The following is a 22174-nucleotide window of genomic DNA, read 5'->3' on the forward strand; positions in this document are numbered from 1 at the left end:
GCGCGAAAGGCACGCACATGGGTGGTCAGGACGCACCGGGACACGTCGTCGTGGTGGGAGGAGGTGTCTCCGGTCTCGCGGCCGCTCACCGGCTCGTCGAATCGGGCGCCCGTGTGACGCTTCTGGAGGCCTCCGGGCGGCTGGGCGGCAAGCTGCGGGCCGGGGAGATCGCGGGCGTGCCCGTCGACCTGGGCGCGGAAGCCCTGTTCGCGCTCCGGCCCGAAGCGGTCGACCTGGCCCGGGCCGTAGGACTCGGGGAATGCCTGGAGCCGGCCGTGACGACCTCGGCCTCCGTGTGGAGCCGCGACGCGCTCCACGCCATGCCCCGTGGCCACGTCCTGGGGGTGCCGGGAGACCGGGCCGCGCTGGAGGGCCTGGTCTCCCCGGAGGGCGTCGCGCGCATGAAGCAGGACCGCACCCTGCCGCGTACCCCCGTCGGGGAGGACGTCGCGATCGGCGCGTACGTGGCCGAACGGTACGGCAAGGAGGTCGTCGACCGGCTCCTGGAGCCCTTGCTCGACGGTGTGTACGCGGGGGACGCCTACCGCATATCCCTGCGTGCGACGCTTCCAGCCCTCTACGAGGCGGCCCGGAAGCACGGCTCGCTCCTCGACGCCGTCGCCTCACTGCACCGCGAGCCCTCGCCGGCCGCGCCCGCCGGCCCGGTGTTCATGGGGATCACGGGCGGTATCGGCCGACTGCCGGGTGCCGTCGCCGATGCCGTACGAGCCAGGGGCGGGGAGATCCTTCTCGACTCCCCGGTTCTCGCGCTGACCCGTACCGGGGACGGCTGGCGGATCCGTACGGCCGGTCGCCTCCACACCGCGGACGGCGTGGTCGTCGCCGTACCGGCGTGGACCGCCGCACGACTCCTCGAGGCCGAGATCCCGACGGCGGCGGCCGAACTGTCGGGCGTCGAGTACGCCTCGCCCGCGCTCGTGACGCTGGCCTTCCGCCGCGCGGACCTGCCCGTCCTGCCTGGCGGCAGCGGATTTCTCGTACCGCCGGTGGAGGGGCGCACGATCAAGGCGGCCACCCTGCTGACGCACAAGTGGCGATGGCTCAGGGAGATCGCCACCGGTCTCTTCGTCCTGCGGGCCTCGATCGGCCGGCACGGGGACGAACAGGCCCTGTACCTGGACGACGCGGAACTCGTCGAAGCCGCGCGCCGCGACCTTGGCGAGATCCTGGGGTTCACCGCCGCGCCCGTCGCGGCGAAGGTCAGCCGCTGGCACGAGGGGCTGCCCCAGTACATGGTCGGCCACACGGCGCGGATCGAGCGGATCAGGGAAGCGGTCGCGAAGCTGCCGGGGATACGGGTGTGCGGAGCGGCCTACGACGGTGTCGGCATCGCCCACTGCGTGGCGAGCGGGCAGCGTGCCGCCGACGAAGTGCTGGGCGCCGTGTGAAGGCGCGGGCCCACTGGGCCGTGGTGCCGACCGCGCGGACGGGGCGCATCCGTCTTCTCTCCGGCATCCGGACCGCGTGACGCGGTCGGCCCCGCATCCGGAGCGCTCCGAGGAACGTGAGGCCCGGAGCGCCCGCAAGCCGGCGGGGCGCGGATGACGACGTCGCCCGCGCCGACGATGTGGTGGAGGGGACGGATCGCCGAGTGCCGGTCACCGGTTGCGGGTGAAGAGGATCCGGCCGAGCCGCCCCGCACCAGGGAAGGGCCGTTCGGCCCCTGCCGGCCCGCCGGGCCGGGTCGGTTCACTGTGCTGCGGGCCGAGTTGGTCCCGTGCGGAGCACGTCGACGTAGCGCCCCAGGGCAAGAGAGCGAGGGGAACGATGATCACGGCGGTGGGACACGCCGACCTGGCACCGGACACGCTGAGAGAGGTCGAGCACGAGCTCCTTGTGCGGTTGGAGCGTCTCGGGGACCCGGCACCCGGTCTGGTCCGCGGCGGTTCGGCGCTGTCCGCGGCCTTCGGCCGCGCGGTGCGCGCGTCGGGCCGGCGGCTCGTCGTACTCCTGCCCGCCCGGGGAGCGGTGCCCGCGGTCCTGCCGCCGGCCGACCTGGAACCGGCCCGGGCGGTGCTCGCCCTGGCCGAGGAGGTGCGGCTCCTCGCCTACGACCCGGACTCCCGTGACGCCTGCGTGGGCGCGGACGAGGCGCTCATCACCCACTGCTCCCGGCTCCTCGCGGTCTGGGACGGCTCTCCTACCGACGGGAGGGACGCCACCGCACACCTGGTGGCGTACGCACGCGCCCGCGGGGTGCCGGTGGACGTGGTGTGGCCGGTCGCGGCGATCCGCGAGCCGATACGCCACGAGACGAGCCCGCGCCGGCCCACGGCTCTGTCCCCTTCCCCGTTCGTTTCCAGGAAAAGCCGAGATGACCAACGCTCTTCGTAGTTCCGTCGCCACCCGGGCGACCACGCCGGCCGATCGTACGACCGGAGCTTCCCGCGCCTTCGCGTGGCTCCTGGTCGTCACCGGTGGGCTCGGCGTCCTCGCCTCGTGGGTGATCACACTCGACAAGTTCCTCCTCCTGGAGGACCCGGCCTTCGTCCCGTCCTGCACGATCAACCCGGTCCTGTCCTGCACGAACGTGATGCGCAGCGAGCAGGCGTCGGTGTTCGGTTTCCCGAACCCGATGCTCGGTCTCGTCACGTACGGCGTCGTCGTCGCGATCGGCGCGGGCGCTCTCGCCGGGGCCCGCCACCGCCGCTGGTTCTGGCTCGGCCTCAACGCCGGGACGCTGTTCGGCGTGGGCTTCTGCATGTGGCTGATGAGCCAGGCGCTGTACGAGATCGGTGCCCTGTGTCTGTGGTGCTGTCTCGCCTGGGCGGCGACCGTCGTCATGTTCTGGTACACCACGGTGCACAACCTGCGGCACCGGATTCTGCGCGCGCCCAGGCCGCTGGTCGCCGCGGTGACGGAGTTCCACTGGGTCGTACCGGCCGTCTGGTGCGCGAGCATCCTCCTGCTGATCACGACCCGCTTCTGGTCGGCGTGGCAGAGCCTGTGAGGTCCGTACGGGCGCTACGGCGCGGCCCGAGCGCGCCGGCCGCGGGTCCGGGGGACGGCCGGACCGCGTCGCGGCCGGCGCCCCAGGTCGCGAGGGCGAGTCGACCACGGCGGGCCGACAGTCCGATAGGGCTGTTCGGCCCTATCGGACCAGGGCCGTTCGGCCCGGTGGAGGCGTTGCGATACTGGCGCTCGTCCCGTGCTTGGCCCGGTACCGCCACAGCCGGTGGGCCACCGCTCACGTCGCGGCTGTTGCCGCTCGATCAGGAGTTCTCCGTGAAACCCCGTCCTTCCCGTAGTGTCGCCCTCGCGGCCTTCGTGCTCTGTCTGCTCTGCACGGCCGCGGCCGTCGTGTCCTTCGCCCGGGGTGCCCGGGCCGGAGTCGTCTGGGTGCTCGCGGCGGGGTTCTGCTCCAACGCGGCCTGGTACTGCGCGCGCGGGACCCGTGCGGTGGCGCGTACGGCGGACGTGGCGGTGACCTCCTGCGGAAGCGGCGAAGCGTGCGGTTCCTGTGTGGGGAAGGCATGCTGACCACCGGCCACCCCTCCTCCACTGCCGCACCCGTGCGGGTCTTTCTGCTCGACGACCACGAGGTGGTCCGGCGGGGCGTACGCGATCTGCTCGAAGCCGAGCCGGGCATCGTGGTGGTGGGCGAGGCCGCGAACGCCCGTGAGGCGCTCGCCCGGGTGCCCGCCGCGCGGCCGGACGTCGCCGTGCTCGACGTACGCCTCGGCGGCGCGACCGGCGGCGATCACGAAGGCGTCGAGGTGTGTCGCGAGCTTCGCGCGGAACTCCCGGACCTCGCCTGCCTGATGCTGACCTCGTTCGACGACGACGAGGCCTTGTTCGACGCCATCATGGCCGGTGCGGCGGGTTACGTCCTCAAGCAGATCGGGGGATCGGACCTGGTGGCCGCCATCCGCACGGTGGCGACGGGCAGGTCGCTGCTCGACCCCCGGATGACGGGCCGGGTGATGGCCCGGATACGGGGCTCCGTACCCGATCCCGAACCCAAGGCGACCGCGCCCGGAGAGCTCGACCGTCTCTCGCCCCGGGAGCTGGAGATCCTGGACCTGATCGGCCTGGGACTGACGAACCGGCAGATCGCCGACCGGCTGTTCCTCGCCGAGAAGACGGTGAAGAACCGCGTGTCGTCCATCCTGGGGAAGCTGGGTGTCGGGCGGCGCGTCCAGGCGGCGCTGATCGCCGAGCGGCTCCGGGAGCCGCAGGGCACCCAACCGTGAGGCGGAGGCCGCGGGCGCGAGCCGTTTCCCGTGCGTACGGCTCCCGCGCCCGCGCCCGCGCCCGCGGATCGGATCTAGTCGGTGGACAGCGGCGCGCTCCAGGTGACCCTCGTGCCGCCCTCCGCGGGTGACTCCAGGCGGAGGGTGCCCCGGCACTGTTCCGCTCGCGAGTTCATGTTGAGCAGCCCGCCCGTCGGCCGGGCGCACCCCAGGCCGGTACCGTCGTCCGTGACGGTGAGGACGAGCTGGTCGGCCGTGTCCGGGACGGAGAGCACGACATCCGCGCGGCTCGCCCTCGCGTGCCGTGCGGCGTTGCTCAGCGCCTCCGCCGCCACGGCCAGCACGTGCTCGGCCAGCTCCTCCGGAACGGCGCTGTCGACCGGCCCCGTGATGCGCAGCGAGGGTGTGAACCCCAGGTGCTGGGCGGCCAGTTGGACCGTCTCGGCCAGCCGCCGACGCAGCGCGGGACCGCCCAGGTCGTCGGCGGTCGTGCGCAGCTGGAGGATGGTCGAGCGGATGATCTGGATGGTGGCGTCGAGATCGTCCACCGCACGGGTGACCCGCTCGGCGGCCCCGGCGTCCCCGATCGTCCGGGTCGCGCTCTGCAGCGTCATGCCCGTGGCGAACAGCCGCTGGATCGCGACGTCGTGCAGGTCACGGGCGATGCGGTCGCGGTCCTGGAGCACCGCCAGCTCCTCGGACTCGGCACGCCGCCGGGCGAGTTCGAGGGCGATCGCCGCCTGATCGGCGAAACCACTGATCAGCAGGGTCTCCGTGGTGTCGAAGCCCGGCCGTCCGGCCCTACGGCTCAGCCGCAGGGCGCCGCACACGGCGTCGTCGACGGGCAGCGGCACGGCCACCACGGGGCCGTGCTCCTCTCCGGCCGTACCGCCCAGGGGCAGGGCCCGGGGATCGGTGCGCACGTCGGTCGTGACCACGGGCCCGCGCGTGCGCGCCGCGAGGCCTGCGAGCGAGCCCGACGCCGGCAGCCGGACTCCCCGGACGAGTTCGGCGGTGTCGCCGTGCGCGACCCGTACGGTCAGGTCGCCGGCGGGCCTGGAGGGGAGCAGGACGGCGGCGAGGTCGGCGTCGGCCACCTCCATGGCCCGCCGGGCGATCAGACGCAGGACCTCGTCGGCGTCGGTGCCCGCGAGCAGAGTGCGGGTGATCTCGCCCAGCGCCTCCAGGCGGTGCTCGCGGCGTCGACTGTCGTGGTAGAGGCGGGCGTTGTCGACCGCGACGCCCGCCGCCATCGACAGCGTCGTGAGCACCGCCTCGTCGTCCGCGTCGAAGGCGCCGCCGCCCCGCTTCTCGGTCAGGTAGATGTTGCCGAACACCTCGTCCCGTACCCGGATCGGAGCTCCCAGGAAGGTGCGCATCGGCGGATGGTGGGGCGGGAAGCCGAAGCTGCTGGGATGCCGGCCGAGGTCGTCGAGCCGCAGCGGTGAGGGGTTGCGGATGAGCTCGCCGAGGATGCCGTGACCGCACGGCGCCGTACCGATCCGCGTCACCAGGTCGTCGGCCATGCCCACGGGCAGGAACTGGGAGAGCTGCTGCCGGTTGTCGATCACGCCGAGCGCTCCGTACTCGGCGTCGGTGAGACTGACGGCCGCCTCCACGATGCTTCGCAGCACCTGAGGGAGTTCGAGGTCGCGGCCGAGGTCCATGACCGCGGTGAGCAGGCCGTGCATCCGGTCGGGGACGTCGAGTCGCGGCCAGGCGGGGTGTGGTGCGGTGTCGGACATGTCCGCAGGGTACGTGGTGCCCGGTCACCGCGAACGGCAGGGGTCGAACGGCCCTCCCGCCGCCCCGCCGTCGGGTACCGCTCGGCCCTGCCGGATCCCGGGAGGCGGCCACGAGCATGGGTCGGCGGCCGGGAAGCGCCGCGGAAATCCCCCGTACGCGACCGCTTCCCGGCCCATGGCAACAGAACGTGGAAGTGGAGGTCGCCGTCCGGTGGACGAGGCACGCAGTATCCAGGTGAAGGCGAGAGAGCCGCGAATCCCGCGAGCGGCCGACGAGGGCGCCGCACGGCCGGCCCGGCCCTCGTGGGTGGGGTGGCTGACGACCACCGACCACAAGCAGATCGGCACGCTCTACCTCTGCTCCGCGCTCTTCTTCTTCGTCATCGGGGGTGTCATGGCCCTGATGATGCGCGCGGAGCTGGCCCGCCCCGGCACGCAGATCATGTCGAACGAGCAGTTCAACCAGGCGTTCACGATGCACGGCTCGATCATGCTGCTGCTCTTCGCCATGCCGCTGTTCACCGGCTTCGCGAACTGGATCATGCCGCTGCAGATCGGCGCGCCGGACGTGGCCTTCCCCCGGCTCAACATGCTGGCGTACTGGCTGTACCTGTTCGGCTCGCTGATCGCCGCCGGCGGCTTCCTCACCCCCGGTGGGGCCGCGGACTTCGGCTGGTTCCTCTACGCGCCGCTCTCCGACGCGATCCACTCGCCCGGCCTCGGCGCCGACCTGTGGATCATGGGCGTCGCGCTCTCGGGCTTCGGATCGATCGCGGGCGCGGTCAACTTCATCACCACGATCATCTGCATGCGCGCCCCGGGCATGACGATGTTCCGGATGCCGATCTTCACCTGGAACGTGCTGCTCACGTCCCTCCTCGTGCTGATGGTCTTCCCGGTGCTCGCCGCCGCGCTGTTCGCCCTCGAATGCGACCGGAAGTTCGGCTCGCACGTCTTCGACGCGGCCAACGGCGGAGCGCTGCTCTGGCAGCACCTCTTCTGGTTCTTCGGACACCCAGAGGTGTACATCCTGGCCTTGCCCTTCTTCGGCATCATCTCCGAGGTCGTCCCGGTCTTCAGCCGCAAGCCGATGTTCGGCTACATCGGTCTGGTGGCCGCGACCATCGCGATCGCCGGTCTGTCCGTGACCGTGTGGGCGCACCACATGTACGTCACCGGTGGCGTGCTCCTCCCGTTCTTCTCCTTCATGACGTTCCTCATCGCCGTACCGACCGGCGTGAAGTTCTTCAACTGGATCGGAACGATGTGGAAGGGCTCGCTGTCCTTCGAGACCCCGATGCTCTGGGCCACCGGCTTCCTCATGACCTTCACCTTCGGTGGTCTGACCGGCGTCATCCTGGCCTCGCCCCCGATGGACTTCCACGTCTCCGACTCGTACTTCGTCGTGGCGCACTTCCACTACACGCTGTTCGGCACCGTCGTGTACGCGATGTTCGCCGGCTTCCACTTCTGGTGGCCCAAGTTCACCGGCAAGATGCTCGACGAACGGCTCGGCAAGATCACGTTCTGGACCCTCACGGTCGGCTTCCACGCCACCTTCCTCGTCCAGCACTGGCTCGGCGCAGAAGGAATGCCCCGCCGTTACGCCGACTACCTGGACGCCGACGGCTTCACCGCCCTCAACACCGTCTCCACCATCGGCTCGTTCCTCCTCGGCCTGTCCTTCCTGCCGTTCTTCTACAACGTCTGGAAGACCGGCCGTTACGGGAAGAGGGTCGAGACCGACGACCCGTGGGGCTACGGCCGTTCGCTGGAGTGGGCCACGTCCTGCCCGCCGCCGCGACACAACTTCCTCACCCTGCCGAAGATCCGCTCGGAATCTCCCGCGTTCGACCTGCACCACCCCGAGATCGCCGCTCTCGACCGGCTCGAGAACCGGTCCGACGAGACGGCGGGGCACCGGTGACCGCGGCCGTCCTGGCCCTGGGAATCGGTGCCGTGACCGCCTCCGGGTGCGTCTGGTACGTCCCCGCGCTCGTCGACCTGCGCGCGGGCGCGGACCGTCCCGCCTCCCGCCGCCTGGCCGCTACGGCGTGCGTCACCGGCTGGGCCACCGCCGGCGCGACCGCCCTGCTGCTCCTCGCGGGTGTTCCGGTGCCGTTCCTCCTCGCAGCGGCGGCGGCCGGTGCCACCGTGAGCGCAACGACGCGCGCGGGCGCAGCGGTTCGGCGCAACCGCGAGGAGCGGGAGGACACGGCCTGCTGGGCGGCCCTGGACTCCGCCCCGCCCCGCAAGACACCCCGCCCGCCCCAGCACGCGGTTGCCCGCAGGATCGGCGCGGGCCTGGCCGCCGCCGTGGGCACCGCACTGCTGCTGCCGGTCTGGGGCCGGAGCCGCGGAGTGAGCGGCGCCACGACCGTGGCGGTGCCCACGGCCCTCGCCTTCGCCGCCCTCGCGTTCGTCGCGGCGAGCGCGGTGTGGCGGGGCAGGGAGCGCGATTGATCACCTCGCCCACCTCGAAGCCGCGCCGGTTGCGCCCGACCGTGGGTGCGCCGGGCAGAGCGGGGCGAGGAGCGAAAGGGCCGAAAGGCCCTCCCTGATGAGGCCGGACGGCAGGGAGACAGCGGTGCAAGACTGATGTGTCTTCCGGCCGCGGCCACGGTGCTGTCGCTGCCACCGGGTCTGTTCGGCGGACGTCCTCCCCGGTGTGTCATCGCCCCGAAACGGCATTGACGAAGCCCCGCTGCCGTCCGCCGGGGACGGGGCGGAGACGCGGGACATACGCCAGGGAGTGAGTCAGCACGTGAGCACCACCACAAGCGACGTGTACGACGAGTACCACGCGCTCCTCGCGCGCCAGGACGCGATGCGGCTGCGCAGGCAGCTGTTCGCCCCGGCCGGGGCCGTCAGACCGGCGGAGTCAGGGCGGGTCTTCTACAGGACCGACGACCAGGAGACGATCAACCGCCATCTGGCGCTGGTGACCCCCTTCAGCGACCTCATCACCCACCTCTATCAGGCGATGTTCGAGCAGCATCCGTATCTGCGCGGGCTGTTCCCCGACTCGATGGACTTCCAGCAGGCTCATCTGGAACGGGCCCTCTGGTACCTGATCGAGCACCTGGACAGGCCGGAAGAGGTGGCCGACTTCTGCGCCCGCTTGGGCCGCGATCACCGCAAGCTGGGGGTGCGGCCGGTGCATTTCGAGGTGTTCGAGTCCGCGCTCGTCGCGGCCCTGCGCCGCAGTGCGGGCGAGCACTGGGTCGAGGAACTCGAGCAGGCCTGGGTGCGGATGGTGAGGTTCGCCGTCACGTCCATGGTCGACGGCGCGCGCGAGGCATTGGCCGAGCCCGCCTACTGGACCGCGACGGTGACGGGACACCGGGTGTGCGGCCCCGGTGTCGCCGTCCTCCGAGTCCGCACCGCGGAACCGTTTCCGTACCGTGCCGGGCAGTACACCAGGATCGAGTCTCCGCTGCTACCGCACACCTGGCGCCCGTACTCGGTCGCCTGCGCGCCCCGGACGGACGGGGAGCTGGAGTTCCACATACGCCGTACCGGCCCGGGCGGGGTGAGCGACGCACTGGTGGCGCACACCCGTGCGGGTGACCTGCTGCGCCTCGGACCGGCGCAGGGATCCATGACGCTGGACGACGGCCTGACACGCGACGTGCTGATCGTGGCGGCCGAGACCGGATGGGCCACGGCCAAGTCACTGCTCGACGAGTTGGCCATGCGCCGACCGTGCGGCCGCAGCGCGTACCTCTTCCTCGGCGCCCGCACACCGGACGACCTGTACGACACGACCGCCCTCGCCGAGCTGGAGACTCGCCACCCCTGGCTACGCGTCATCCAGGTGCTCGGTGAGGTCGGCTCGATGGTCGACACGGTGGCCCGGCACGGCGACTGGTCCGAGCACGTCGCCTATGTGAGCGGCCCGCCCGCCATGGTCGCCGCCACGGTGCGGAGGCTGATGGCCGTGAGACTGCCCGCGGACCGCATCCACCACGATCCGGCCGACGGGACTTCCGCCTCCGGCCGTTGTGACGCCGACCGCTCGCCGCGGGCGAACTCCCTGAGCGGGTCGCCCTGGTAGGTGGCGGCGCTGTGCGGTGACATGGGCGACCGGCTCCCGGAGAAGGGGCCGGACGGTTCGGACGGCGTCGCCGAGGAAGACGCCGACGTCGTGGGGAATGCCGCCGGGAAGGTGCGGGCCGTCCCGGGCACCACGTCATTCGGTGACGCGGACCGCGAGCGCCGGGAGGATGGCGGCCGCGCGTCGTGCCGGCCCGATCGTGGCCAGGAGCGACGCGGCGAAGTGCTTCAACGGCCACGCCCCGGTCGGGCCACGACCAACCCATGGCCGGGAAGCCTCGACGAGGGTGCGGGGCGCGATTATGGCTGAAAGTAGCGTGGGTTGGGGTGAACCAGGAGATACGCGCTGGTAACTTACGGGAGTTGATCAAGGACGAGGCCCCCTCGACGGAGCCCTCGGCCCGAGCCACCCCCCCCCAAGCAAGGAACCGCATTGGCCCGCACCATCCGCACGACGGCCCTTCCACTCGCCCTCTCCGCCCTCCTGCTGTCCGCCGCCCCGGCGTTCGCCGACGCCCCCGCTCCGCACCTGGACGCGGTGGAGCAGTCCCTGCGCCAGGTCTCTCCCGGCCTGGAGGGCTCCGTCTGGGAGCGCACGAAGGGGAACAGGCTGGGTGTCTCCGCCCCCGGCGCCTCCGACTGGCTGCTCCAGACCCCCGGCTGCTGGGGCGATCCCACCTGCGCCGACCGCTCAGGCTCCCGGCGCCTGCTGGAGAAGGTGCGTGAGGACATCGCGAACGCCCGGTACAGCGTGGACATATCCACGCTGGCCCCGTTCCCCAACGGCGGCTTCCAGGACGCGATCGTGGCCGGCCTGAAGGAGGCGACACAGAAGGGCAACCGCCTCCAGGTCCGTATCCTGGTCGGCGCCGCGCCGGTCTACCACGCCAACGTGATCCCGTCCTCCTACCGCGACGAGCTGGTGAAGAAGCTCGGACCGGCGGCCGCGGACGTCACCCTCGACGTGGCCTCGATGACGACGTCGAAGACCGGCTTCTCCTGGAACCACTCCAAGCTCGTGGTCGTGGACGGGAACTCGGTCATCACCGGCGGCATCAACAGCTGGAAGGACGACTACCTCGACACCACCCACCCGGTGAACGACGTCGACCTCGCGCTGTCCGGCCCGGCGGCGGGCTCCGCCGGCCGCTACCTCGACACGCTGTGGGACTGGACCTGCCGCAACAAGAGCGACTGGACCACGGTCTGGTTCGCCTCCTCCAACGGCGCCGGCTGCCTGCCCACCCTGCCCCGGACCGCCGCCCCGGCCGCCGACGGCGACGTCCCCGCGATCGCGGTGGGCGGCCTCGGCGTCGGGATCCGGCAGAGCGACCCGTCCTCCTCGTTCCGGCCCGTCCTGCCGACGGCCTCGGACACCACCTGCGGATTCGGGGTGCACGACCGCACCAACGCCGACCGCGACTACGACACGGTCAACCCGGAGGAGAGCGCCCTGCGGGCCCTGGTGGCGAGCGCGACCGAGCACGTCGAGATCTCGCAGCAGGACCTGAACGCCACCTGCCCGCCGCTGCCCCGCTACGACATCCGGCTCTACGACACCCTCGCCGCGAAGCTCGCCGCCGGCGTGAAGGTCCGCATCGTCGTCAGCGACCCGGCCAACCGGGGCACCATCGGCAGCGGCGGCTACTCGCAGATCAAGTCGCTGAACGAGGTCAGCGACGCCCTGCGCGGCCGCCTCAAGGCCCTGACCGGTGACGAGCCGAAGGCGAAGGCCGCGATGTGCCAGAACCTCCAGCTCGCCACCTTCCGCGCCTCGGACGCGCCGACATGGGCCGACGGCAAGCCGTACGCCCAGCACCACAAGCTGGTCTCGGTGGACGACTCGGCCTTCTACATCGGTTCGAAGAACCTCTACCCCTCCTGGCTCCAGGACTTCGGCTACGTGATCGAAAGCCCGGCCGCCGCACGCCAGCTGGCGGACGGGCTGCTCGCGCCGCAGTGGAAGTACTCGCGGGCGACGGCGACGTACGACTACACGCGCGGCGTCTGCCAGGGCTGACACCCACCCGACCGGCACCTCGGGTCGGCGTGTCCGCCGATCCGAGGTGCCGGTCGGCGCCGCGCACAGATCGCCGGTCTCGCCGCCGGGTACGCCGAAAAGCCGGCCGGCCGCGTGGTCGCCCGGCTGGTCCTGGCCCGGCCCACCACAGTGCACACGGTTTCGGGTGGCGACGGGGCCACAGGAGGCACAGACGGGGGTGACACCACACCGGACGACAGGCCCAGGGCATGGCCGGTCCGGACCCGTACACCACCTTCCCGTATCCCCACCTCACGGGTTCGTACGACGAGGACGGCAGCGAGCGCCCGGGCCTTCCCTCGGGGACCGTCACGCCAGACCGCCAAGGCACTGCTGCGGGCGGCCGGTGCCCGCACACGGGTCCCCTTGAGGACGTCGGAGATGTGGCCCATGGTGAGGGGAAGCCCAGGGGCCGTTGCGGAGCGGGCGGTCGGCCGCGGACATGTGAGGAGCTCCCATTGGTGACGTACCGTCGTGCCGTGTCGGCAAGTGCCGGGCCTGCCGATGTGTGGATGCTGGTGCGGCAGCAGCCGACTGCGCTGCGCCGCTGCAGCCGCGATCTGGCGACGGCGTTGGCACAGCGGTACGGCCGCCGTTTCGCCGTATGGCACACGGACGAGTTGCTGTTCGGGGTTCGGGGCGGGCGGTTGATGCTGAGCACCCTGGGCGGCACGGCCCTGCCGCCCCCCGCGGTCGTCTGCGTGCGGCACCTGCCGGGGACCATGCGCGACGACCGCGAGGTGACGCTCCTGCGGCATCTCGAACGCCTGGGCAGTCGCCTGGTCAACCCTCTGGACGCCCAGCTCACCTGCCGGAACAAGGTGTGGCAGGTGCAGGAGCTCGCTCTGGCCGGGTTGCCGGTGCCGGACACGGTCTCCTACGCGACCGCGCCCTTGGAAGGTGTCGTCCGGAGTCCCCACCTGCCCACACCGTCCGTCGTGAAGTCCGTTCGGGGAACCAGAGGATCCCAGGTGTTCCTCGCCTCCGACTCGAACCTGCTGCACGAGATGGCGGGCAGCCTCGCGCAGACATCACCGTTCCTGTTCCAGGAGCACGTGGCCCACTCCCACGGTCGTTCCATGCGCGTGGTCGTGGTGGACGGCACGGTGGTGGACGCCGTGGTCCACACGTCCCGCAACGCTTCTCTCGCCGCCAACATCGCCAAGGGCGGGACCGCCACGAGGTGCGTGGGCCGCCATCCGCAGGCAGAACAGTTGGCGCTGGCCGCGGTGAGTGTTTTGGGCCTGGACATCGCCGGGGTGGATCTGCTGTTCACCGCCGAGGGCTCCTACACCATCTGCGAGGTCAACGCCGTCCCGGGCTGGCGCCCGGAGGTGACCGAAGTCGTCGCTCCCGCGATCGCGTCCTGCGTCGACGACCGGCTGTCCGCCACGGTGGGCACGGCATCGCCGGCGACCTGAGCCCGGCATCCCGGTGTCACCGCCGCAGTGTCCTCCCCGCCAGCCAGTTGCCCAGGAACTGCGCCAGTTGCACGAGGAGCACGATGGTGAGTACGGCGATCCAGGTCACCGTCCAGTTGAAGCGCTGGTAGCCGTAGGCGATGGCGAAGTTCCCGAGGCCTCCGCCGCCGACCGCGCCGGCGATCGCGGTCGCGTCGACCACGGAGACGAAGACGAAGGTGTAGCCGAGGATCAGGGGGCCCAGCGCCTCGGGGACGAGGAGGGTGGTGATGATGCGCGCCGGGCCGGCGCCCATGGACCGGGCCGCCTCGATCACTCCGGCGTCGATGCTGACCAGGTTCTGTTCCACGATGCGGGAGATGCCGAAGGTGGCGGCGATGATCAGCGGGAACGTCGCGGCGGCGGTGCCGATGGTGGTGCCCACCACCCTCAGGGTCAGCGGACCCACGGCGGTGATGAAGATGATGAAGGGAATGGGCCTGACGAAGTTCACCAGAAGGTTCAGGGCCGTGTAGAGAGGCGTGTTCTCCAGGAGTCCTCCGCGGCGCGTCGTGTACAGCAGGATGCCGAGGAGCAGGCCGAGGAAGCCGCCGAAGACCATCGTCACGGCGACCATCCACAGGGTCTGGCCCATGGAGGTCGTGAAGACCGGCCAGAGAGTGTTCCAGTCCGTGTTCACGCGAGCACCTCCACCGCGGCCACCGTGCGGAGGCTTGCCACTGCCGTCTCGATGTCCCGCTCCGCTCCGGACAGTGCGAGCGTGACGCTGCCGTACGAGCGTCCCTGGAGGGTGTCGATCCCGCCGTGCACGATCTCGAAACGGAGGTCGTGCCGCCGCACGGCGTCGGCCAGGACCTGGCCCATCACGGCGTCGCCGTCGACCGTGACGGAGACGAGGGAGCCTTCGTGCTGCTTCCGGAGCCGTGCCACGTCGTCCGCGTCGGGGCGGTTCCTCAGCACCGTCTCCACGAGACGGCGGCCGGTGTCGGTCCGGGGTGCCGAGAAGACGTCGTAGACCGTGCCGACCTCGACGAGCCTGCCCGCGTCCAGTACGGCGACCCGGTCGGCGATGCTCCGCACCACGTCCATCTCGTGGGTGACGACCACGACGGTCACTCCCAGTTCGGAGTTGACGCGCCGGAGCAGCCGCAGAACGTCCCGGGTGGTCTCGGGATCCAGCGCGCTGGTCGACTCGTCGGCCAGCAGGATGGCGGGTTCGTTGGCCAGTGCCCGTGCGATGCCGACCCGCTGTTTCTGCCCACCGCTGAGCTGGTCGGGATAGGCCCATGCCTTGTCGGTCAGGCCGACGAAGGCGAGGAGCTCGGCGACCCGGGCCCGCTGTCTCTCCCGGGGCCAGCCCGCGAGCTTCAGCGGGTAGGCCACATTGCCGAACACCGTCCGGGAGCGGAACAGGTTGAACTGCTGGAAGATCATGCCGATCCGCGAGCGGACGCGCCGGAGGTCCTTCTCGCTCTGCTCGGTGATCACCACGCCGTCGACGGTCACCGTGCCGGAGCTGGCGTGTTCGAGCGCGTTGATCAGCCGCACCAGCGTGCTCTTCCCCGCGCCGGAGTGTCCGATGATCGCGAAGATCTCCCCCGCTTCGATCTCCAGGTCGATCGAGTCGAGCGCGGAGACGGTCGTCGACCGTGAGGTGAAGGTCTTGCTGACGTCGCGAAGTTCTATGAGTGGTGGTGCCATGAGTCCCTGCTTCGAGTCGGACCTGGGGGCGACGGGGGCGCCCGCGTCGGACGCCCCCGTCTTTCGCGCTGCCGTCAGTGCGCCGCGCGCACCGTCTTCTCCAGAGAGGCGAGGATGCGTTCGAGGTCGGCCTGCGGACGGTCCACGGCCACCGCCGTTCCCTTGGAGGCGTCGATCGCCGCCTTCTTCACGGCTGCCTCGTGGTAGAGCTTGGCGATCTTCAGGTAGGTGGGGTTGTTCTTGTCGGCCGCGCGGGCGACGAAGACGTTGATGTACGGCTCGGCCTCGGGCTTCGACGGGTCGTCGCCGTACAGCGCCTTCGAAGGATCCAGCTTGGCGTCCAGGGCGAAGTTGTTGTTGATCACGGCCGCGTCGACGGACGGCAGGGAGGCGACGGTCTGGGAGGCGTCCACGGGCGTGACCGCGACCTTCGACGCCGCGGTGTCCACGTCCGCGGGCGTCGCGAGCACCGACCCGCCGCCCTTCAGCTTCAGCAGACCGGCCTGCTGCAGCACGAGCAGCGCCCGGGCCTGGTTGGTCGGGTCGTTGGGGATCGCCACCCGGCCGTGCACCGGGATGTCCTGGAGCGCCGTGTGCTTCTTCGAGTAGAGGCTCAGGGGTACGACGACGGTCGATCCGATGGGCGTCAGGGTGTCCTTGTCGGCGACGTTGTGGTTCGCGAGGAACAGCAGGTGCTGGAAGAGGTTCAGGTCGATCTGCTTCTGCGACAGCGCCGGATTCGCCTGCGTGTAGTCGGTGAAGTTGACCAGCTCGATGTCGATGCCCTCCTCGGCGGCGCGCCGGGTCAGGACGGGCCAGAAGTCCGAACTCTGGTCGGTCGTACCGATCTTCACGGTGACGCGCCCGGAGGCGTCCGCCCGCGAGGTGCCGCCCGTGAGGTGGGAGACCAGCACGGCCACCGCCGCGATCACGGCCACGGCGGCGATGGAGAGCCAGGTGATCAACCCGTTCCTTCTCTCCGCCGGGTTGTCGGGAAGCTCGGGCACGGAGTCGGGCTCGGTCGGGGTGTTCGTCATGAGGGCTCTTTCTGAGGGGTGGGAGGCGTTCGTCCCGTCCGTGACGGGGCCACGGTGGGATCAGACGTGCTGTGCGGGCCGGCCGGCGGCGGGCAGGGGGTGGTGCGGGAACGCGGCGAGCAGTTCCCTCGTGTAGGAGGCGGCCGGTGAGTCGAAGACGGTGTCCCTCGGACCCGTCTCCACCAGTTCGCCCTGGTTCAGGACCGCGATCCGGTCGCAGAAGTGCCGTACCACCGCCAGGTCGTGGGAGATGAAGAGCAGCGACAGGCCGAGCTCCTCACGCAGATCCATCAGGAGGTTGAGGACCTGCGCCTGGACCGACACGTCCAGTGCGGACACCGGCTCGTCGGCGATGACCAGACGCGGCCGGACGGCCAACGCCCGGGCGATGCCGATGCGTTGACGCTGACCTCCGGAGAACTCGTGCGGGTGGCGGGAGAGGTGGGACGGGGACAGGCCCACCTGTTCCAGGAGTTCCGCCGCCCGCTTCCCGCGTTCCGCCCGGTCCAGGTCCGTGTGGAGGCGCAGGGGCGTGGTGACGATCTGCTCCACCGTGTGGCGCGGGTTCAGCGACGCGTACGGGTCCTGGAAGACCAGTTGGACGTCCCGGCTCAGCTCGCGGCGCAGACGCGTGTCCGTCGCCGCCCCGGAGACGTCCCGGCCGTCGAAGAGGACCTCCCCGCTCGTGGGGCGGCGCAGTCCGGTCAGGACCCGCGCGATGGTGGACTTGCCCGAGCCGGACTCGCCCACCAGGCCCAGGGTCTCCCCGCGTGCCACGTGGAGGCTCACCCCCTTCACCGCGGTGTGGGGGCGGGCGCGACGGCGGCCCGGGTAGTCCACGCGCAGGTCCCGCACCTCGGCCAGGACTCCGGGATCGGGTGCGGCGCGGAGGCGGGCCTTGGTGCGCGGCTTCGGCTCCGGGTCGTCGACCGTGGGAAGGCGGGTGCCGGGGACGGTGTCCAGAGTGGGAGCCGCTCCGATGAGGGCCTTGGTGTAGGGGTGGGCGGGGGCGGCCAGGAGGCGTTCGGTGGGGCCTTCTTCGAGTGCCTCGCCGTCGCGCATCACCAGCATGCGGTCGCATGTCCTCGCCACCACGCCCACGTCGTGCGTGATGAGGAGCATGGCCGTCCCGGCCTCCGACTGGAGTTCGCGGATCAGGTCGAGGACCTGGTGCTGGACCCGGGCGTCCAGTGCCGTGGTCGGCTCGTCGGCGATCAGGACGCCCGGGTCGTTGACCAACGCCATGGCGATGACGACGCGTTGGCGCATGCCGCCCGAGAGGTGGTGGGGGTGGTCCGAGGCGCGGGCCGCCGGAATGCCCACCCGCTCCAGCATCGCCGCCGCCCGTTCCCTCGCCTCCCCGCGGCCGGCCCGCGGGTGGTGGACGCGGTACGCCTCCGCGACCTGGGCGCCGATGGTGTGGTACGGCGACAGGGCGTCCAGGGCGTCCTGGAAGACCATCGCGACACGGGCGCCCCTGACCTTCTTCAGGACCGCTTCGGGCGCGCCCACGAGATCGAGGCCGTCGACCCCGAGCCGTACGCTGCCCCGGACGCGGGTGCGCGCCGGGTCGTGGAGGGCCAGCGCGGCCAGGCCGATCGTCGACTTGCCCGAACCCGACTCCCCGACGAGGCCCAGGACTTCACCCGGGGCCACGTCGAAGGAGACGTCCCGGACCGCGGAGACCGGGCCGCGCGGCGACCGGAAGGTGACCGCCAGGTCGCGGACGCTCAGTGCGGGTCGATCGCTCATGCGAGCCTCACTCGGGGATCCAGCCAGGCCACCACCAGGTCGGCCACGGCCACGAACACGACGACGAAGAAGGCGGCGACGAGGACGGTGCCGACGACCGTGGGCAGGTCGTTGCCGGTCACCGCGTCCACGGCCAGCTTGCCGACGCCGCCGAGACCGAACACGGTCTCCGTGATGAACGCGCCCCCGAGCAGCGCCCCGACCTCCAGGCCGAGCAGCTGCACCAGTGGGCCGGCCGCGCCGCGCGCGGTGTACTTCAGGTGGGTGCGCAGGGTGCCCAGGCCCTTGGCGCGAGCCGTGCGGACGTACCCGTGGTGCATGGTCTCCAGCATCTGCGAGCGGGTGAGACGGGCGTAGACGGCGGCGTTGACGAAGCCGAGCACCAGCCACGGCAGGACCAGGCCCAGGGCCCACTGCCCGGGTCGGTCGGCGAACGGCACGTAACGCGGGGGCGCGAACAGGCCGGTGGAGTAGACGAGCAGGAACTGGAGCACGTAACCGAGGAAGTAGATCTGCACGCTGGCGCCCAGCAGGTTGAAGCCGGACAGCAGGCGGTCGGTCGCCCTGCCCCGGCGCAGCGCCGCCGCCAGGCCCGAGCCGACGCCGAGGACGAGGATCACCGCGAGGGCGCCGACCGCGATCGAGACGGTCACCGGGAGGCGGTCCTCGATGGCGGCGAGGACGGGCTGGTGAAGGGTGTAGGAGTAGCCCAGGCAGGGGGCGGGGCAGGGGATCGGGGTGCCGTCGACGTCCGTGATGGTGCGGCCGGTGACGATGCCGCCGACGTAGTCGGTGAACTGGGAGACGATCGGCTGGTCGAGTCCCATGCTCGTGCGGACGGCCGCGAGCTGGGCGGAGGTGCACTTGGGACCGCAGGCGATCAGAGCCGGGTCGGAGGGGGCGGCGTGGAAGAGCCCGAAGGCCGTGGCGGTGATGGCGAAGAGCACCGCCACGGCCTGCGCGACCCTCTTGAGGAGGTATCGGGTCATGGTCGCAGGAGGTCAGGAGTTCTTGACGTACACGTCGGCCAGGGCCGTGACGCCGTAGATCGGGTGGATGGCGGCGCCGCCGATCTTCTCGCCGCGGAACTGGGAGATGCTCTTGTAGAGGAAGGGCACCACGGGGACGTCCTCCATGACCGTCTGCTCCAGGCCGATCAGCTCCTCGGCCTTCTTCCGGGCGTCACCGGTCTTCGCGATGCGGGCCAGCTCCTCGTCCACCTGCGGGTTGCCGTAGCGGATGGTGTTGGACACCGCGTCCAGGTGGCTCTCGTAGCCGAGGGGGAGCAGGGTCGACGGGGTGGGCCAGTCCACGGAGTTGGTGGACAGGAACAGGTCGTACGGGCTGTCCTCGCCGCCGAAGACCTGGTCGTTGAACGCGCCGGTCTGAAGGCCCTTCAGGACGAGCTTGATCCCGGCCTTGGCGAAGGCGTCGGCGAGGACCTGGGCGACCTGGTCGTCCGCCGGGCTGTCGGTGGGGTACGCGTACGTCAGCTTGGTGACCTTCGTCTTCGCCCTGGCCAGGTGTTCCTTGGCCTTGGCGATGTCGCCGGCGGGGGCGACGGGGTAGAGGTCGTACTTCTTCCAGCCGACGACGGCCGGCGAGGAGAGGGTGGTCGCGAAGTCGCCGGCGTAGCGGCCGCCGAGGACCTGGCGGGCCTGCTCGCGCGGGAAGAGGTAGTGGATGGCCTTGCGGACCTCGGGATCGGTGACCCGGTCGTTCCTGATGTACAGGTCCTGGGTGTAGGCGCCCTTGCTGCCGGAGACGACCAGCTTCCGCTTGGCGGGGTCGCGTTCGACCGTCGAGATCAGCTCCGGCGGCAGCTGGTCCTTGGTGGTGAGCGTGGTCGCACCGGTGCCCTGGCCGTTGAACACCTCCTGCGCGGTGTTGAGGGCCTCCTTGCCGAAGGTGAACTCGAAGCGGTCCGGGTAGGCGTGCCGGATCGAGTCCGTCTCCGGCTTCCAGTACGGGTTGCGCTCCAGGGTGAGGCTCTGGTTCGGCTTGTGTTCGACGATCTTGTACGGACCGGTGGCGAAGGGCTTCACGTCGTAGCCGGTGCCCGTGTCCTTGTCCTCGCGGACCGGGGAGGAGGAGGACTGGGCGGCCATGTACGGCACGTCGGACTGCGGCTGGGGGAAGTGGAAGATGATGGTCTTGTCGTCGGGCGTCTCGATCGCCTTGAGGTCGCCGTCCTTCTTGGGGCCGCCGTACTTCTTCACCGCCTCGGTGAGGTCCTTGGTGCCGGTGAGCCAGGGCTGCCAGTAGGTGGGGCCGACCTCGAAGCCGGGCGCGAAGGTGCGCTCGATGCCGTACTTGACCTGCTGCGCGGTGACAGGCTTGCCGTCCTCCCAGGCGATGCCGTCCTTCAGGTGGTACGTCCAGGTGCGGCCGCCGTCGGAGGAGGTGCCGGTGTCGGTCGCGAGGTCGCCGACCAACCGGGGCCTTCCGTCGACGATCTGGTACTGCGTCAGCTGTCGGCCCCACAGCAGGGAGGTGCTGTACCGCTCGCCGGCGTAGATCTTCTGCGGGTCGAGGTGCGGGAAGTCCGCCTGGTTGGCGACGGTGACGGTGCCGCCCTTGCGGGCGCCGGGGATCTCGGGGGCGGGGCCCTGGCTGTCCTTCGCGGTGCCGAGGGTGGTGGTCAGGCGCTGGCCGCTCTTGGCGGCGGTGCTGTTCCTGCCCTGCCCGGCGCCTGTGCCCGCGCCCGCGGAGCAGGAGCACAGCAGCAGGGCGGCGGTGGTGGCGAGAACCGGGACGGCTGCGGCGCGCAGGGTGATTGCGGGCATGGCGAACTCCGTTGTGTCGTGCGGGCGTTGCGGGTGAGGGAAGATTCGGGTCTCAGCGGACGGTGTGCGGATCGAGTGCGTCCCGCACGGCGTCGCCGAGGAGGTTGAAGGCGAGGACGAAGACGAGGAGCGAGGCGCCGGGGAAGGCCATGTAGGTGGGGTCGTCGTAGAAGACGTCGGCGCCCCGGGAGATCATGCGACCCCAGTCGGGGATGGGCTCGTTGACGCCGACGCCCAGGAAGGACAGCGCGGCCTCGGTGGTGACCATGGCGGGCACGGTGAGGGTGATGTGCACCAGGACCGGCGCCCAGACGTTCGGCAGCAGTTCGCGGAAGACGATGTGTCGTCGGCTCGCGCCGAGGGCCCGGGCCGCCTCGACGAACTCCCGCTCGCGCAGGGACCGTACGACGGTGCGCAGCACCATCGCGAGCGGCACCCAGCCGAAGGCGGAGAAGATCAGGATGAGAACGGCGAACTGCATCCAGGAGGGCTCGTTCTCGTCGGGTGCGACGAAGCGGGTCTGGATGACCGGGCCCAGCGTGAGCAGGAACAGTAGGCTCGGAAAGGCGAGCAGGACGTTGCAGACGAAGGTGAACGCCCGGTCGGCGAGCCCGCTGAGATAACCCACGGCCACTCCGACGACCACGCCGATGACGGCGACGGCGGCGGCCGAAGTGACGGCTATCAGCAGCGAGGTGCGGATGCCGTACAGGAGTTGGGCGAGGACGTCGCGGCCGAGGCCGGGCTCGATGCCGAACCAGTGCTCGGCCGAGACGCCCCCGTTGGGCAGCAGGGGCAGGCCCTCCGGACTCAGCAGACCGACCCCGTTCTGCCCGTAGTGCTCGGTCGGGTTCTTGCCGTAGAGGGCGGTGACCAGGGGCGCCGCGAGGGCGAGGAACACGAAGAACCCGACGACGCAGAACGAGACGATCCCGACCCGATCACGCCGGAACGCGTCCACCTTCGATACCGCTGCCACGCTGCCGCACTCCCGCTCGCTCGGGGCGCGCCGACTGTGGAGGAACGCCCTGGATCACGTCGGAGACGGGGTCACCGCTCCGGACATCGAGCATTAGATCGAAAGATCGATTCGATCGCAACGCATCAGATTCGAAGGTTGATGAACCATATTGCCTTGGATGTCTAGAGTGTTTCTCTGTTCATGTTGCCGCAATGGAAATGCTCACCAATCACCTCGAATCGTCCGAACGCGAGAGACGGGCATCACAGCCGTCGGGCTTCTCCCGCTCGTGTGAGGAGCCGGGGCCGAGCAGGACGCCCACGAGAGGGCCGGCGGCGAACGCGAGGGCGAAGACACCGAGGCCGGTCTCGACATGGGGAAATCCGGCCCGGGCGGGCGTGCCGGCCCTGTGCGGTCATCGATCCCGTCGACGGAACCCGGAGGGGTTGCGACGGAAAAC

At 70.9% G+C, this 22174-nt stretch carries 17 protein-coding genes and 1 pseudogene; 10 read left to right on the top strand and 8 right to left on the bottom strand.

Annotated elements, in window-relative coordinates; translation table 11 throughout:
- Nucleotides 1-11: 11 nt before the first annotated feature.
- The 5 genes and pseudogenes from hemG to ACH4TP_RS29960 all read left to right on the top strand — a co-directional run.
- Nucleotides 12-1409 (top strand): annotated as a pseudogene (gene hemG / locus ACH4TP_RS29940) (protoporphyrinogen oxidase); the annotation flags it as partial.
- A gap of 379 nt (nt 1410-1788) precedes the next feature.
- Nucleotides 1789-2355, top strand: coding sequence for a hypothetical protein (locus ACH4TP_RS29945; protein WP_398182974.1), 567 nt, complete (start codon nt 1789-1791; stop codon nt 2353-2355).
- Entirely contained in the window at nt 2336-2971 is a 636-nt protein-coding gene (locus tag ACH4TP_RS29950) for a vitamin K epoxide reductase family protein (RefSeq protein ID WP_398182971.1), read from the top strand. Before ACH4TP_RS29945 ends, ACH4TP_RS29950 begins: the two co-directional genes overlap by 20 nt.
- A gap of 275 nt (nt 2972-3246) precedes the next feature.
- Nucleotides 3247-3501 (top strand): hypothetical protein, encoded by a 255-nt coding sequence (locus ACH4TP_RS29955; RefSeq protein ID WP_398439651.1) that lies wholly within the window; start codon nt 3247-3249, stop codon nt 3499-3501.
- Nucleotides 3495-4214 carry a response regulator gene (locus tag ACH4TP_RS29960; RefSeq protein WP_389233615.1) on the top strand — a complete coding sequence of 240 codons (720 nt, stop codon included), beginning with the start codon at nt 3495-3497 and terminating at the stop codon, nt 4212-4214. The genes ACH4TP_RS29955 and ACH4TP_RS29960 overlap by 7 nt, the downstream gene beginning before the upstream one ends.
- 74 nt (nt 4215-4288) lie before the next feature.
- On the opposite strand, the gene ACH4TP_RS29965 is transcribed toward ACH4TP_RS29960, so the two are convergent.
- A complete protein-coding gene (locus ACH4TP_RS29965; RefSeq protein WP_398439683.1) occupies nt 4289-5905 on the bottom strand; it encodes a GAF domain-containing protein in 1617 nt (538 codons plus the stop codon).
- Nucleotides 5906-6170: 265 nt separating this feature from the next.
- On the opposite strand from ACH4TP_RS29965, the gene ctaD reads away from it, so the two are divergent.
- From ctaD to ACH4TP_RS29990, 5 genes are all read left to right on the top strand, one after another.
- The gene (gene ctaD, locus ACH4TP_RS29970; protein ID WP_398439652.1) at nt 6171-7886 is read left to right on the top strand and encodes a cytochrome c oxidase subunit I; all 1716 of its coding nucleotides are present in this window, start codon (nt 6171-6173) and stop codon (nt 7884-7886) included.
- Nucleotides 7883-8422: a hypothetical protein gene (locus tag ACH4TP_RS29975; protein WP_398439653.1), complete on the top strand. Its 540-nt coding sequence runs from the start codon at nt 7883-7885 to the stop codon at nt 8420-8422. The genes ctaD and ACH4TP_RS29975 overlap by 4 nt, the downstream gene beginning before the upstream one ends.
- Nucleotides 8423-8723: 301 nt before the next feature.
- Nucleotides 8724-10016 carry a globin domain-containing protein gene (locus tag ACH4TP_RS29980; RefSeq protein ID WP_398439654.1) on the top strand — a complete coding sequence of 431 codons (1293 nt, stop codon included), beginning with the start codon at nt 8724-8726 and terminating at the stop codon, nt 10014-10016.
- Nucleotides 10017-10448: 432 nt separating this feature from the next.
- Nucleotides 10449-12035, top strand: coding sequence for a phospholipase (locus ACH4TP_RS29985; protein ID WP_398439655.1), 1587 nt, complete (start codon nt 10449-10451; stop codon nt 12033-12035).
- Between the two features lie 482 nt (nt 12036-12517).
- Complete coding sequence (locus ACH4TP_RS29990; protein ID WP_398439684.1) at nt 12518-13477, top strand: RimK family alpha-L-glutamate ligase; 960 nt, start codon at nt 12518-12520, stop codon at nt 13475-13477.
- A gap of 16 nt (nt 13478-13493) precedes the next feature.
- Here the strand turns inward: ACH4TP_RS29990 and ACH4TP_RS29995 are convergent, their stop codons facing one another.
- The 7 genes from ACH4TP_RS29995 to ACH4TP_RS30025 form a co-directional block, all read right to left on the bottom strand.
- Nucleotides 13494-14156 carry a methionine ABC transporter permease gene (locus ACH4TP_RS29995; RefSeq protein ID WP_398439656.1) on the bottom strand — a complete coding sequence of 221 codons (663 nt, stop codon included), beginning with the start codon at nt 14154-14156 and terminating at the stop codon, nt 13494-13496.
- The gene (locus tag ACH4TP_RS30000; RefSeq protein ID WP_398439657.1) at nt 14153-15178 is read right to left on the bottom strand and encodes a methionine ABC transporter ATP-binding protein; all 1026 of its coding nucleotides are present in this window, start codon (nt 15176-15178) and stop codon (nt 14153-14155) included. The genes ACH4TP_RS29995 and ACH4TP_RS30000 overlap by 4 nt, the downstream gene beginning before the upstream one ends.
- A 74-nt stretch (nt 15179-15252) precedes the next feature.
- Complete coding sequence (locus ACH4TP_RS30005) at nt 15253-16215, bottom strand: MetQ/NlpA family ABC transporter substrate-binding protein (protein WP_398439658.1); 963 nt, start codon at nt 16213-16215, stop codon at nt 15253-15255.
- Between the two features lie 60 nt (nt 16216-16275).
- Nucleotides 16276-17967, bottom strand: a complete 1692-nt coding sequence (locus ACH4TP_RS30010) for a dipeptide ABC transporter ATP-binding protein (RefSeq protein ID WP_398439659.1) — start codon at nt 17965-17967, stop codon at nt 16276-16278.
- Nucleotides 17964-18956, bottom strand: coding sequence for an ABC transporter permease (locus tag ACH4TP_RS30015; RefSeq protein ID WP_398439660.1), 993 nt, complete (start codon nt 18954-18956; stop codon nt 17964-17966). The genes ACH4TP_RS30010 and ACH4TP_RS30015 overlap by 4 nt, the downstream gene beginning before the upstream one ends.
- A 12-nt stretch (nt 18957-18968) precedes the next feature.
- Nucleotides 18969-20753 carry an ABC transporter substrate-binding protein gene (locus ACH4TP_RS30020; RefSeq protein ID WP_398439661.1) on the bottom strand — a complete coding sequence of 595 codons (1785 nt, stop codon included), beginning with the start codon at nt 20751-20753 and terminating at the stop codon, nt 18969-18971.
- A 52-nt stretch (nt 20754-20805) separates the two neighbouring features.
- Nucleotides 20806-21732 carry an ABC transporter permease gene (locus ACH4TP_RS30025; protein ID WP_398439662.1) on the bottom strand — a complete coding sequence of 309 codons (927 nt, stop codon included), beginning with the start codon at nt 21730-21732 and terminating at the stop codon, nt 20806-20808.
- Nucleotides 21733-22174: the final 442 nt, after the last annotated feature.

Origin of the sequence: Streptomyces sp. NPDC021012, assembly GCF_044333355.1 — a bacterium.
Classification (GTDB): domain Bacteria; phylum Actinomycetota; class Actinomycetes; order Streptomycetales; family Streptomycetaceae; genus Streptomyces.